This window comes from Streptomyces sp. NBC_01296 (assembly GCF_035984415.1).
GTDB lineage: Bacteria > Actinomycetota > Actinomycetes > Streptomycetales > Streptomycetaceae > Streptomyces.
Map to the genome: position 1 here is coordinate 6985298 of NZ_CP130720.1, position 13039 is coordinate 6998336.

Consider the following 13039-nt stretch of genomic DNA (forward strand, 5'->3'; position numbering starts at 1 on the left):
GCGTCTCCTGGAGTTGTCGTGGTGCGGGAGGGTGCGTGCGGGCGGCGCTACAGCTTGATCCCGCCGAGCAGGCTGGCGAGGCTCGCGGTGCTCGCCGTGATGCTCGGCGCGATGGCGGAGCCGGCGAGGAAGAAGCCGAACAGGGCACAGACGAACGCGTGGGACAGCTTCATCCCGTCCTTCTTGAAGAAGAGGAAGGCGATGATGCCGAGCAGGACGACGCCTGAGATGGACAGGATCATGAGAGGTTCTCCTGGTGGGTGGGGACAGTCACCATCAGTTGTTCCAGGCTCACAGGAAGTATCAATGCGATAAAAGGTGCATACGGGTGAATCCAGGCTTTTTTCACTTGACCGGCGCAGCCCGGCTGGTGCACCCGGTGTGAAGCGGGCCCAACCGGACCAGTCCGGCGCCAACCAGCGCCAACGGGGATCCTTGCCTCGGTCCGGCCCCCGTATGTGCAGGTCCGGGCGCTACTCTGGCGATTCACCCGTACGGCCGCAGCGCCGTACGCCCCCCTGCCCGCCGGCCTGGGGAACCTCATGCCGACAGCGAGTGAAAGGCGGTACGACAGATGAGCGAGCACGAGCCCACCGAGGGCGGCTCCCAGGGCGCTCCCGACGAGGACGTCATCGAGCTGGCCACCAAGATCTTCGACCTCGCCCGCCAGGGCGAGACCGAGACGCTCACCGCGTACCTCGACGCCGGAGTCCCGGCCAACCTCACCAACGACCGCGGCGACACCCTCGTGATGCTGGCCGCGTACCACGGCCACGCCGCCACCGTCACGGCCCTGCTGGCCCGCGGCGCCGAGGCCGACCGCGCCAACGACCGCGGCCAGACCCCGCTCGCCGGCGCCGTCTTCAAGGGCGAGGAGGCCGTCATCCGCGCCCTGCTCGCCGGAGGCGCCGACCCGACGGCCGGAACCCCCTCCGCCGTGGACACCGCCCGCATGTTCGCGAAGGCGGACCTGCTGGAACTCTTCGGAGCCAAGTAGTCCGTTTTTGCCCGTGACCTGGCACGGTCCGACCGGTCCGCCACCTCACGGGTTGATCACGGCGGCCGTAAATGTGGTCGCGGCGCACAAACCGGCTGGGTCATCATGGCGTCGGATTCGATTTGCGAACACGGCGGACGGGCAGGAGCGGGCAGGACACGACGGGTGTCCGGGCCCACCCCCTGCGCAGACCGGCCGCCCCGGTCGCGACGCACCGACGAGAGTGAGAAGGCAATGGTCTACATCGAGCGGAACATGACGGCGAACGTCCTCACATGCTGTTACGCGGCCCTGTGAATCCCGATTCCCGGTTGCGTCCCCAGCTTGATTTGAGGCCATTCCCATGTTCGAACCAGTCATAGCGCCAAGCGGCACCCTGCTCGGGCTCCTCCAGCGGGGCCGCGGCGACGGCACGCTGCACGCCCTCGCGGCGCCCCGCACGGAGGCCCTCGCGGCCCTCAACCGGTGCGTGGTCAGCGATCCGCGCCAGGACTGGCAGGTCGAGAACCGCTCGCTGTACTACGCCCGCCTGTACCTGGATCTCGACGGCCCCCTCGGCGAGATCGAGAGCCACCTCTTCAGCGCCGACGACCTCGTCGACGACACGGACCACCGGACCGGCCTCGCCCTGTCCGTCCTGGGCCACCTGGCCTCGTACGGCCGCGACGACGCGCTCATGCTGCTGCGCCGCTACGCCGCCTCCGGCGCCAACTGGGCCTGGGCCCTCGACGAGCTCGCCCTGCGCGACGACGACGAGGGGCTGCGCAGCCTCGCCACGCCCGTCCTCGCCAGATTCCCGGCCACGGCCGAGGGCGAGGCGCGGCTGGCCGCCGCCGTCCGCGACGCGTACGAGCCCCGGCCCTGGTGCCTGTGGGAACAGTCACCCGAGTACGGCGACCGCCTGCGCGCAGCCCGCCAACAGGGCTCCTTCGACCGCTGGCAGCGCCAGCTCACCCCGAACGGGCCCCGTCCCGGCTGGGGAGTCCAGGCCGTCTTCGACTGGGCCGCCGACGGCTTGCGCCGCGGCACCCCGCTGCACGTGCCCGCCGCGCGCTGTCTCGCCGCCGTCGCCGCACCCGAGGACCGCTCCGCGATCCTCGCGGCCGCCGCCGGCGCCGCGGGCGAGGCCGCCCGGGCCACCGCGCTGCACCACCTGGTCCTCGCCGAACCGGATAACCCGGCCGTACTGGACCTCATCGAAGCCGCCGGGGACGAGCCCGCCGTGGCCGCCTACGAGCGCATGTGCGGCCCCGCGGCCGTCGACCGGGCCCGCCAGTGGGTCCACCGCCCCGACGCCCTGGGCGCGGCCGCAGCCGCCCTCCTGGCCGCCCGGGGCGGAGCCGAGGACACCGGACTCGTCCTGGGCGCCCTCCGCTCCACGGTCCGCGGCTCCGGCCCGGACGCCCAGCGGCTGTTCGCCCTGGTCGACGGGGCGGGCCGGCTCTCCATCGGCTGCGCGGCACCGGTGCTGCGCCACATCTACCGCGAGACGGCCTCGTCCCACCTGCGCGGGCGCGCGGCGCGCGCCCTGGCCAGCACGGACCCGTCCTTCGCGGCCGGCTTCGCCGTGGAATGCCTCTGGGACTGCGAGGAGACCACCCGCGAGGTGGCGGCCCACCACGCGGAAACGGCGGACGCCCGCGTGGCGCCGAGGCTCCGCAGACTGGCATCGGACCCGGCGGAGGAAGAGGACGTCCAGTCGGCGGTCCGCAGCAGGATCGCGCCGGAGTCGGCGGTGTAGGGCGGCGATCGGGCACTCCCGGGGCGGTGGCCGGGGCCGGGTCGGGGCCGGAGGGGCGGGGGACGCGCACCCCGCGCCGGGAGAGCGGACGGGGACGCCGGGGGCGGGGTCCGTGTGCTCGGGGTCGGGGGTGCCGACCGGAGATCCGGGGGGCGGGGTCCTGCGCTCGGCACGGCGACGAAGGCCGATCGGGAGGTCGTCCACGCGGACCCGCCCCGCACCCCCCGACCAACCCCTCCCGTCCCCGCGTGCGTGGACCCCCTCCCCGAAGCCGCCGCTCGCGCCGCCCGACCCCCTACCCCCGTACGAAGCGCAGCGGGATTCCCGGTCTGGCTTGGGCCGCCGCGTACAGGGGTGGGCCCGCGGGGACCACCCCGACGACCGGGTAGCCGCCCGTCACCGGATGGTCGGCCAGGAACACCACCGGCAGGCCGTCCGGGGGGACCTGGACGGCACCAAGCACCATGCCCTCGCTCGGGAGTTCACCGCCGCGGCTGCGGATCAGCCGGGCCCCGGCCTCGGTGCGGAGTCCGATGCGGTTCGACGCCGGCGAGACACGGAACTCCGCGCGCCACAGGGCCGCGATCGAAGCCGGCTCGAACCAGTCCGCCCGCGGCCCCGGCCGCAACGGCAGCACCAGCTCGGTCGGCGCCCCCGGCACCCGCAGCGCATCCGCCCCGCAGACCGGATCCGGCCCGGCCGGGCCCACCGGCAGCACCGTCCCGGCCGACAGGACAGGCGGCCCCAGCCCCGACAGCAGGTCCGTCGAGCGACTGCCCAGGACCGGCGGTACGGCGAACCCTCCCCGCACCGCGACGTAGCTGCGCACCCCGGACTCCGCCCGGCCCACCTCCAGCTCCGCCCCGGCCCGGAGCCGTACCGGGGCTCCCCAGGCCACCGCCCGGCCGGACACCCGTACCGCACAAGGGGCTCCCGTGACCGCCACGGTCACGGGAGACAGCGCCCGCAGGCCGACCCCGTCCAGGGTGGTCTCCAGTGCGGCCGCCTCCGGCGGGTTGCCCAGCAGCCGGTTGGCCAGGCCGTGCGCCCCCGCGTCCAGCGCGCCCGACCTGGGCACCCCCAGGTGCGCGTGTCCGGGCCGCCCCAGGTCCTGGACCGTGGTCAGCGCCCCCGCCCGGAGCACCTCCAGCGCAGCACCCCTCACCCCGCCACCTCCTCGAACCGCACCCGTACCCCCGGCGCGAACAGCGCCGCCGGTTCCCGCTCCGGATCCCACAGCACCGCGTCCGTCGACCCGATCAGCTGCCAGCCGCCGGGGGAGGAGCGCGGGTACACCCCGGCGTACTCGCCCGCCAGCGCCAGCGAGCCCGCCGGGACGGCCGTACGGGGCGTGGCCCGGCGCGGCAGGTGGTAGCGCTCCGGCAGCCCCGTCAGGTAGCCGAAGCCGGGGGCGAACCCGCAGAAGGCCACCCGGAACACCGTCCCCCCGACGATCCCCGCCACCTCCCGCTCCGCGACCCCCCACAGCCGGGCCGCCTCCGCCAGGTCCGGCCCGTCGTACCGCACCGGGACGGTGATCAGCGGCCCCTCGGTCTCCGCGAGCGGCGGCACCTCCCAGCGCGCGATCCGCTCCGCCAGCGCGCGCGGCTCGCGCACGCCGTCCAGCAGCACCGTCCGCGCGGCCGGCACGACGTCCCGTACGGCGCCCAGCTCCCCCGCGTCCCGCCGCCGCAGCAGCTCCGCGTGGAGCGCCGCCACCTCCGCCGCCGAGTCCAGCTCGATCAGCAGCGCCTCGCCGCCGACCACCAGCGGCCTCACGCGAAGGCCTCCACCCGGACGCCCGCCGCGCCCAGCGCCTCGCGCACGCGCAGGGCGAGCTGCGCCGCCCCCGGGGTGTCCCCGTGCAGGCACAGCGAGCGCGCCTCCAGCGCCACCCAGGAGCCGTCGGCGGCCGTCACGGCGCCCTCGGTCGCCATCCCGACCGCGCGGGCGACCACGGCGTCCGGGTCGTGCAGCACCGCCCCCGGCTCGCTGCGCGGCACCAGGGTCCCGGCCGGCGTGTACGCCCGGTCGGCGAACGCCTCCGGTACGGCCGTGAGTCCCGCCGCCTCGGCGGCGGTCAGCAGCAGGGAGCCGGGCAGGCCGAGCACCGGCAGGTCGTCGGTCCCGGCCGCCGTCCGCACCCCGGCGACGACGGCGCCCGCCTGGTCGGCGTCGTGGACCGTGCGGTTGTACAGCGCACCGTGCGGTTTCACGTACGACACCCGGGAGCCGGCCGCCCGTGCGAAGACCTCCAGCGCCCCGATCTGGTACGCCACCTCGTCGGCCAGCTCGCCCGCGGGCACGTCCATGGAGCGCCGCCCGAAGCCCGCCAGATCGCGGTACGCGACCTGCGCGCCGATCCGTACGCCCCGCTCCGCGGCCAGCTCGCAGACCCGGCGCATGATGGACGGGTCCCCGGCGTGGAAACCGCAGGCCACGTTGGCGCTGGTGACGACGGACAGCAGGGCCTCGTCGTCGGTCAGCGTCCAGCGCCCGAAGCCCTCGCCGAGGTCGGCGTTGAGATCGATCAGAGGTGTGATCATGGCAGCCATGCGGTGAGCGTAGAACAGCGCCCGCAGGGCGGTGACGGGTTCGGCCGCGCGTTCGGCTGTACGTCCGGCGGCATGTCCGCGGGCGCCCGGGACCGATCCGGCCGAACCATGCCGTTTGGGATGTTGTCAGCAACAGCGCCTAGTCTTTGTCCGTGACTCTCCCTGCCCCGGCGAAGACCCTTCCGTCCCCGGCGCCGGGCCCGGCTGCCGACGAGGGCCTGGCCCGGCGGCTGCGCGCGCTCGCCTGCACCGCCCCGCTGCACGACCTCGACGTACGCAAGGCCAATCTCGCCGGCGAGTACGGGATCTACGCGATGGCGGAGGTCGCGCTCTCCGCGATCGACCTGGTCACGCTCAACATGGACTTCGACACCGGCGCCGACCACGAGCAGATAGTGGCCCGGCTGCTGCCGCGCATCGCCGCGCAGGCACCGCACCGCCCGGCCGCCGAGCACGAGCGGGTGGCCCGCTGGGTGCTCGAGAACCTGATCAACGTGGGCAGCGTGGACCGGGGTTTTCGTGCGATCTACGGCACGTTCGGCCCGGACGGGGTGTACGTCCGCCGGGACTACGACTTCAAGCTGATCGAAGAGGTCCCTGGCTACGGTGGCGCGGTTTACCTCCGTACGACGGACGAGGCCGTCAACGTGCTGGTCGGCGCCCTCGACACGGACGTCACCAGCGCGCAGATCGCGGCCGAGGTGAAGCTGGAGGTCCTGATCAGCCGGGGCCGGCTGGCCGACGCCCAGCTCGCCGCCGAGCAGGCCCGCTACCGCACGGTCCAGTACGCCGAGACGCTGCGCCGCACGCTGGACGCGACCCGGCGCAACGTCCGGGCGGTGGACTGGCTCCAGTCCGTGCCCGACATGATCGAGGAGGCCCTCGACCACGTCGCCGACCGCTACCGGCACGAGAACGCGATCCTGACGAACATCCGCCGGGCGCGCGACGAGGCGGAGGAGCCCGACAACAAGCGGCGCGCCGCCGAGCTCGTCGACATCGTCAAGGACTGCATCCGCCGCCACACCCAGCTCCAGTCGCGCCTGCTGGACGCGGGCCCGCTGTTCCGTGCCGAGCAGGACCGGCAGGCCTTCGCGGCGCCCGCGCCGCGCTCCGGGATCGACCTGTACGGGCAGCTCGTCGCCCCGGTCCTGCCGCTGCCGGTCGCGCAGGCCGGGCGGGTCACCGACGCCTTCTTCGCCGCGGGCGCGGGCCTGCGCACGCCCGTCTCCGTGCGCGTCGCCGACCTCGTCGAGATACTGCTGACGCCGCCGGTGGAGCGCGAGCACCTCGGCGCGGAGATGCCGGAGCCGGACCTCATCGCGACCCCGGACGACAGCCGCTTCAGCGAGCAGCAGCTCGCCGCCGCGATGGAGCTCCTGGACCTGCCGCACGACGCCCCGCGCCGCCTGTCGGGCCTGCTCGCCGAGGCCCGGCGCAGCGACCCCGACCTGCCGTACCTGGTGGCCCTGCTGGCCGTCCACGCGGCGAGCCCGGCGGTCGGCACTGCGTACCGCCAGGGCGAGGAGCGGCTGCTCTTCGCGGTGGACGACGGCACGGAGCTCGACGACCCCGAGTTCGGCGGCGCGGACCTGATCGTCGGCACGGCCCTCCTGGACGCGGCCGCGATGACGGCGGACCGCACGGAGGCGGCATGACCACCCCCGGGCCGGTCCATCGCCCGCGGACCGGCGCCACCGCCGGGCCGGGCCGCCATCCGCGCCCGTTGGCCGGCGCCACCTCCGGCCCGACCGCCGGGCGTCCCGCCGGGCGTCCCGCCGGGCGTCCCGCCGGGCGTCCCGCCGGGCGCGCCGCCCGCCCGGCCGCCTGCGGCCCGGACGGCCGGGCCGCTGCCGAACCGGGCAGGGCGCAGGGCGCGCCCGCCGCACATCACGACCACCCCACCGCCGAGGAGACCCACCCGTGAGCGACCACCACGCCGAGAACCCCGCGTGGAGCGAGCCCGACGCGCCGTCGGCTCCCGTCGCGCCCGCCCCCGGAGGGTCCGTCACCCCAGCCGACGCCGCGGACGCGGCCCGGCTCGTCGCCTTCGGGCTGCAGCCCAAGCTGCTCCCCGCCCGCGACGCCGAGTACGCCGAACTGCTGCGCCGCTACCGCGAGGACCCGGCCTTCGGCCGCCTCGCCGACGCCGTCGCCACCGGCCTCGGCCTCGTCGTCCTGGAGGTGTCCCCGCGCGCCGGCATGGCCGTCGCCGCCGGCGAGGACTCCGTCTTCGCCGTCCGGATGGGCGACTACGCCCGCCGCACCACCGCCGACTCCGCCGACCGGTTCCTGCACGGCCTCGCCCACCTCGCCGTCGCCGCCCTCGCCTTCCCCCGCCCCGAGGACCTCGCCGACGACGGCTACATCGGCCGTGTCACCGTCAACGGCGTCGATGCCTTCGTCCGGCAGACCTGCCGCCGCCTCGAGGAGCGCGCCGAGGAGCTCGGCGAGAACACCGACCCGGCCACCGACGCCCCCGGCCTGGAGGCCGCCTGGCGCGTCTACGCCCGCCGCAGTGCGACCGGCGCCACCAAGGACGCGCGCCGCCTCGCCGGCTCCACCACCGGCATCGTCGGCAAGGCCGCCGCCTTCCTCACCGATTCCGGGTTCCTCCAGCGCACCGGCGACGACGCCGGAGGCACCTACCGCACCACCCCCCGCTACCAGCTCCAGGTCCGCGACATGGCGGGCAGCGCGGCCATGGCCGAGCTCCTGGAACTCGGCGTGGTCCCCGTCAGCGACGGCTCCGCCAGCCTCCTCCCGCCGCCCGAGGGCGACGACCTGGAGCTCGCCGCCGACGCAGGCCTGCCCTTCCACGCCTGAGTCCCGCCGCCGAGCACCGCCGCCCGACCTGCCCCACGTACCGAGACACACCGAGAAACAACGAGAGTCCGCCGCCATGTACGAGCTGTCCCGGATCCGCCTCTACTCCATCGGGCCCGCCGGTGCGCGCTACGCCGACACCGTGCTCGACCTGCGCGGAGTCGGCGAGCCGGTGCCCCACCCGGCGCCCGCACAGGCGGAGTTCTTCCAGGACGAGCCCACCGGCCCGCCGCGCCGCCCCGCGCCCGCCGGCGTGCTCTTCCTGGAGAACGGCGGCGGCAAGTCCGTCCTGCTCAAGCTGATCTTCTCGGTGATGCTGCCCGGCCACCGCAACACCCTCGGCGGCGCCAGCTCCGGCGTCCTGCGCAAGTTCCTGCTCGCCGACGACTGCGGGCACGTGGCCCTGGAGTGGCAGCACACCCAGACCGGCGAGTGCGTGGTCGTCGGCAAGGTCAGCGAGTGGCGCGGCCGCCAGGTCTCCAACGACCCGCGCAAGTTCGCCGAGGCCTGGTACTCCTTCCGGCCCGGCCCGGGCCTGAGCCTGGACAACCTCCCCGTCGCCGAGGCCACCGCCGTCCGCCCGCCCGTCGAAGGCGCCTCCGGAGCCCAGGGCCGGCGCCGCACGATGAAGGGCTTCCGCGACGCCCTCACCGAGGCCGGCAAGGCCTACCCGCACCTCGAGGTGTACTTCGAGGAGATCCACGACCGCTGGAACGAGCACCTCACCGAACTCGGCCTCGACCCCGAACTCTTCCGCTACCAGCGCGAGATGAACGCCGACGAGGGCGAGGCCGCCGGCCTCTTCGCGGTCAAGAAGGACTCCGACTTCACCGACCTCCTGCTGCGCGCCGTCACCGACACCCGCGACACCGACGGCCTCGCCGACCTCGTCCACGGCTTCGGCAACAAGCTCGGCCGCCGCGCCGAGCTGATGGCCGAACGGGACTTCACCGCCGGCTCGGTGGACCTGCTCACCAAGATCGTCGAGGCCGCCGAGACCCGCTCCCGGCTCCGCGACGTCCACGCTGGCGCGGAGCGCCGTACGCGCACCCTCGCCCGGCGGCTGTCCGCCCGCGCCGCCGAGGAGCGCGGGCGCGCCGCCGACCTCGCCCAGCGGGTCACCGGCGCCGCCCACGGGGTCACATCCGCCGAGTCCGCGCGCTCCCGCAGCGCCGCCGTCTCCGCCGAACTCGCCTACCGGCACGCCTCACTGGCGCTGACCGTCGCGGACAAGGCCGCCGCGGCCCAGCGCCGCGAGCTCCTCGAAGCCCGCACCCTGCACTCCGCGTGGCAGGCCGCCGAGATCGTGCTGCGCCACCGTGCCGCCTCCGACCGCTCCGCCCGGGTCGCCGCCGCGATCCTGGAGGCCGAGCGGGACGCCGCCCCGGCGCTGGCCGCCCGCGCCACGGCCGCCGCCGCGCTCGTACGGGCCCTGCACACCGCCGCCGAGGGCGGGGAGCGGGTCGCCAACGAGGAGGAGGAGCGGTCAGCCGCCCTCCAGGAGGCGGGCGAGGCCGCCCACCGCGATGCCACCGCCGCCGCCACGGCGGCCCAGCGCGCCCGCAGCGAGGCCGAACACCTGCGGGCCCGGCTCGCCGAGGTCCAGCAGGAGACCGCCGAGGCCGTCCGGGCCGGCTGGCTCGACGACTCGGCGCCCGACGCGGACCCGGCCCGCGCGGCCCTCGCCGCCAGTGACGCCGAGAAGACCGCCGTGGCCGCCTGGGACGAGTCCCGCGACGCCGCGCGCAGCGCCGCCGACGCCGCACGCGAGGCGGCCGCCACGGAGTCCCGCGCCGAACTCACCGCCGCTCGGGCCGCGGACGCCGCCGACGCGGCCGAGGCCGTGCACGACGCCGAGCACCGGGCGGCCGCTTCCCTCGCCGCCTCCCCCCGCCTGGCGGAGCTCCTGGGCCTCCCGTCGGTCCCCGAAACCTTCCTCCCCCACCCGCGGACGGGCACCCGGCCCGGCTCGGCCGGCGGCGCGGGCGCCGATGTCCCCGGCCCCGACGGCCGCGGCGCGGCAGCAGGCGGGTCGCCGGCAACCGCCGGATCCCGCACCGCGGGCCCCGGCCCGGACGGCGGAGCCCGCGGTTCGGCCCCGGCCGCCGGCCCCGACGCCGCCGGGCACGCAGGAGCCGCCGGGTCCCGTGCCGCCACCGCCGCTGGCGACGGGCTGACCGTCGACGACCTCGACCGGAACGCCGACGACCTGCGCGAACTGCTCACCCGCGCAGTCGCCTCGGCCGAGCGCCAGCTCTTCGAGCTGCGCACCGCCGCCGCCGACGACGCCCGCATCCTCGGCGCGCTCGGCGACGGCGGACTGCTGCCGCCCGGCCCCGACGTCCTCGCCACCGTCGAGTACCTCGGCGAACACGGCATCCCGGCCCTGCCCGGCTGGCGTTACCTCGCCCAGTCCGTGGACCCGGCCGACCACGCCGCCGTCCTCGCCGCCCGCCCCGAGCTCGTCGACGGCGTCGTCATCACCGACCCCGACACCCACTCCCGGGCCCGCGAGGTCCTCTCCGGCGCCGCCCTGCTGCCCCGCTCCACCGTCGCCGTCGGTACGGCCGCCGCCCTGCTGGCCCCCGTACCGCCCGCGGCGGAGGGCGACACCGCGGTCTCCGGCATCTTCATCGTTTCGCCGAACCCGGCCATGCACGACGAGCACGCCGCCGACGAGGAGCGCCAGGCGCTGCGCACCCGCGCCACCGCCCGCGACACCGAGATCCGCGACCTGGCCGGCCGCCTCGCCGGGGACCGCGAGCTCGCCGCCCGCCTCGCCTCCTGGCGCACCGGCTGCCCACCCGGCCGCCTCGCCGAGCTGGCGCAGCAGGCCGAGGCCGCCCGTGCGTTCGCCGAGGAGGCCGACGCCGAGCTGACGGAGGCCCGTACGGTGCGCGCCGAGGCCGACGAGGCCGCGGCCGACGCCGCCCGCGTCCGCGACGAGCGCCAGGAGACCGCCCAGCGGGCCCGCCGCGCCGCCGACGCCCTCGCCGGGCTCGCCTTCCGCCTGCGCGAGCGCACCGGCTGGCAGGTCAAGGTCCGCGAACTCGCCGACGAGGCCGCCGAGTCCGAGGCCCGCGCCGAGGTCTGCCTGGACCGGGCCCGCGCCGCCGACGAGGACCGCCGCGCCGCCCAGCGCGCCGCCGACGACGCCCGCCGTACCGCCCGCGCGCTGCGCGCCGAGCGTGCCGAGATCGCCGGCGCCCCCGAGGCGCTGCCCGAGGACGACAGCACGGCCAAGGTGCCGCTGCCCGATCTCCGCGAGGCCTACCGGGCCGCCTCCCAGCTGTACGAGAAGGTCGGCGTCGGCGCCGACCTGCGCGCCGAGCAGGCCCGAGCCGAGAGCGACGAGAGCGCCGCCCTCGCCGAGCTCGACCGGCTCACCAACAAGGTCCGCACCCGGGCCGCCCAGCTCCTCGAAGGCACCGACGGCGCCGACGGGCCCTCCCGCCAGGCGGCCGCAGCCCGCGCCGAGTCCCTCGTGCAGATGCTGGAGACCCGCGCGCAGGTCGCCAGCGAGCAGCTCGGCCGGCTGCGCGGCGAGGCCGAACGGCACGCCCCCACCGAGGGCGGGGCGCACACCGACCTGCCCGAGGAGCTGATCCCCGGCGACGTCGAACAGGCCCAGGCCTTCCTGCGCACCGCCACCGCCCAGCTCGCCGCGCTCACCGCGGCCGTGGAGACCGCCCGGGCCGCCCACGCCGACCTGCTGCGCGCCCACCGCACCGCCGAGGACGGGGCCGGAGGCTTCGACGAGACCGCGGCGATGCTGCGGGACCTGCTGCGCGACCACGCCCACCAGGACGACGAGCAGGAGCCTGCGGCCCACCCGGGCACGCTGGAGGAGGCCCGGCAGTCCGCCGCCGAGGCCCGCCGCTCCCTGCGGGGCTGCGCGGCCGACCTCTCGGCCGCCGAGTCGGCGGTCCGCGAGGCGAGCGACATCCTGGTCCGCCACGCCAACGCCAACCGGTACGAGCAGGTACGCACCCCCGCGCGCCAGCAGATCCGCGAACTGCCCGCCTCCGCCCTGCCCGAGCACGCCGCGGCCTGGGCCGCGGCCTTCGCGCCCCGGCTGCGCGTCCTCACCGATGAGCTGGCCCAGCTGGAGCGCAACCGCGACAGCATCGTCGACCGGCTGCGCGGACTGGTGGAGTCCGCCCTGGCCACCCTGCGCTCCGCCCAGCGGCTCTCCCAGCTCCCCGAGGGGCTGGGGGAGTGGTCGGGCCAGGAGTTCCTGCGCATCCGCTTCGAGGAGCCGGACCAGGCCACCCTCACGGAGCGCCTCGGCGAGGTCATCGACGAGGCCACCCGCGCGGCCGTGAAGAAGAACAGCAGCGCCTCCTTCGGCGAGGGCCGCCGCGACGGCATGTCCCTGCTGCTGCGCGGAGTCCAGGCGGCTCTGGAACCCAAGGGCATCGCGGTCGAGATCCTCAAGCCGGACGCGGTGCTGCGCGCCGAGCGCGTACCGGTCGGGCAGATGGGCGACGTCTTCTCCGGCGGCCAGCTGCTGACCGCCGCGATCGCCCTGTACTGCACGATGGCGGCGCTGCGCAGCAACGACCGCGGCCGTGACAAGCACCGCCACGCGGGCACGCTGTTCCTCGACAACCCGATCGGCCGCGCGAACGCCACGTACCTGCTGGAACTCCAGCGGGCCGTGTCCGACGCGCTGGGCGTCCAGCTGCTCTACACGACCGGCCTGTTCGACACCACGGCCCTCGCCGAGTTCCCGCTGGTCATCCGGCTGCGCAACGACGCGGACCTGCGGGCGGGCCTGAAGTACATCAGCGTCGAGGAGCACCTGCGCCCGGGGCTGCCCCAGCAGTCCCCGCAGGAGGAGACCATCCACGGCGAGATCACGGCGACCCGCATGTTCCGCCGCTCCACGGTCGGTTCCTGATCGCAGCCCCGGGCCGG

10 protein-coding genes are annotated in these 13039 nt (G+C 76.0%); 6 read left to right on the forward strand and 4 right to left on the reverse strand.

What is annotated here, in order from left to right:
* Nucleotides 1–47 precede the first annotated feature (47 nt).
* Nucleotides 48–242 (reverse strand): hypothetical protein, encoded by a 195-nt coding sequence (locus tag OG299_RS31905; protein ID WP_030162614.1) that lies wholly within the window; start codon nt 240–242, stop codon nt 48–50.
* Between the two features lie 332 nt (nt 243–574).
* Here OG299_RS31905 and OG299_RS31910 point away from each other — a divergent pair, with 332 nt between their 5' ends.
* Together OG299_RS31910 and OG299_RS31915 are read left to right on the forward strand one after the other, a co-directional pair.
* Nucleotides 575–997 carry an ankyrin repeat domain-containing protein gene (locus OG299_RS31910; RefSeq protein ID WP_266631269.1) on the forward strand — a complete coding sequence of 141 codons (423 nt, stop codon included), beginning with the start codon at nt 575–577 and terminating at the stop codon, nt 995–997.
* Between the two features lie 343 nt (nt 998–1340).
* Nucleotides 1341–2738 carry a HEAT repeat domain-containing protein gene (locus OG299_RS31915; protein ID WP_327363322.1) on the forward strand — a complete coding sequence of 466 codons (1398 nt, stop codon included), beginning with the start codon at nt 1341–1343 and terminating at the stop codon, nt 2736–2738.
* Between the two features lie 295 nt (nt 2739–3033).
* Here OG299_RS31915 and OG299_RS31920 read toward each other — a convergent pair whose 3' ends face one another.
* The 3 genes from OG299_RS31920 to OG299_RS31930 are packed head-to-tail and all read right to left on the reverse strand — an operon-like array spanning nt 3034 to nt 5272.
* Nucleotides 3034–3903, reverse strand: coding sequence for a 5-oxoprolinase subunit C family protein (locus OG299_RS31920; protein ID WP_266631273.1), 870 nt, complete (start codon nt 3901–3903; stop codon nt 3034–3036).
* A complete protein-coding gene (locus OG299_RS31925; protein ID WP_266631275.1) occupies nt 3900–4517 on the reverse strand; it encodes a 5-oxoprolinase subunit B family protein in 618 nt (205 codons plus the stop codon). The genes OG299_RS31920 and OG299_RS31925 overlap by 4 nt, the downstream gene beginning before the upstream one ends.
* Nucleotides 4514–5272 carry a LamB/YcsF family protein gene (locus OG299_RS31930; protein ID WP_327364633.1) on the reverse strand — a complete coding sequence of 253 codons (759 nt, stop codon included), beginning with the start codon at nt 5270–5272 and terminating at the stop codon, nt 4514–4516. The genes OG299_RS31925 and OG299_RS31930 overlap by 4 nt, the downstream gene beginning before the upstream one ends.
* A 173-nt stretch (nt 5273–5445) precedes the next feature.
* Here OG299_RS31930 and OG299_RS31935 point away from each other — a divergent pair, with 173 nt between their 5' ends.
* The 4 genes from OG299_RS31935 to OG299_RS31950 all read left to right on the forward strand — a co-directional run bounded on the left by OG299_RS31935 (nt 5446) and on the right by OG299_RS31950 (nt 13022).
* Nucleotides 5446–6951, forward strand: a complete 1506-nt coding sequence (locus OG299_RS31935; RefSeq protein ID WP_266631277.1) for a hypothetical protein — start codon at nt 5446–5448, stop codon at nt 6949–6951.
* Complete coding sequence (locus OG299_RS31940) at nt 6948–7220, forward strand: hypothetical protein (RefSeq protein ID WP_327363323.1); 273 nt, start codon at nt 6948–6950, stop codon at nt 7218–7220. Before OG299_RS31935 ends, OG299_RS31940 begins: the two co-directional genes overlap by 4 nt.
* Nucleotides 7217–8119: a hypothetical protein gene (locus OG299_RS31945; RefSeq protein ID WP_327363324.1), complete on the forward strand. Its 903-nt coding sequence runs from the start codon at nt 7217–7219 to the stop codon at nt 8117–8119. The genes OG299_RS31940 and OG299_RS31945 overlap by 4 nt, the downstream gene beginning before the upstream one ends.
* Before the next feature lie 76 nt (nt 8120–8195).
* Nucleotides 8196–13022: a hypothetical protein gene (locus OG299_RS31950; RefSeq protein ID WP_327363325.1), complete on the forward strand. Its 4827-nt coding sequence runs from the start codon at nt 8196–8198 to the stop codon at nt 13020–13022.
* The last annotated feature ends 17 nt before the right edge of the window (nt 13023–13039 follow it).

Excerpts from the sequence above, each read along its gene's own strand:
- OG299_RS31950 (WP_327363325.1), top strand. The coding sequence starts at position 8,196 with ATGTACGAGCTGTCCCGGATCCGCCTCTACTCCATCGGGCCCGCCGGT.
- OG299_RS31940 (WP_327363323.1), top strand. The coding sequence starts at position 6,948 with ATGACCACCCCCGGGCCGGTCCATCGCCCGCGGACCGGCGCCACCGCC.
- OG299_RS31905 (WP_030162614.1), bottom strand. The coding sequence starts at position 242 with ATGATCCTGTCCATCTCAGGCGTCGTCCTGCTCGGCATCATCGCCTTC.
- OG299_RS31915 (WP_327363322.1), top strand. The coding sequence starts at position 1,341 with ATGTTCGAACCAGTCATAGCGCCAAGCGGCACCCTGCTCGGGCTCCTC.
- OG299_RS31910 (WP_266631269.1), top strand. The coding sequence starts at position 575 with ATGAGCGAGCACGAGCCCACCGAGGGCGGCTCCCAGGGCGCTCCCGAC.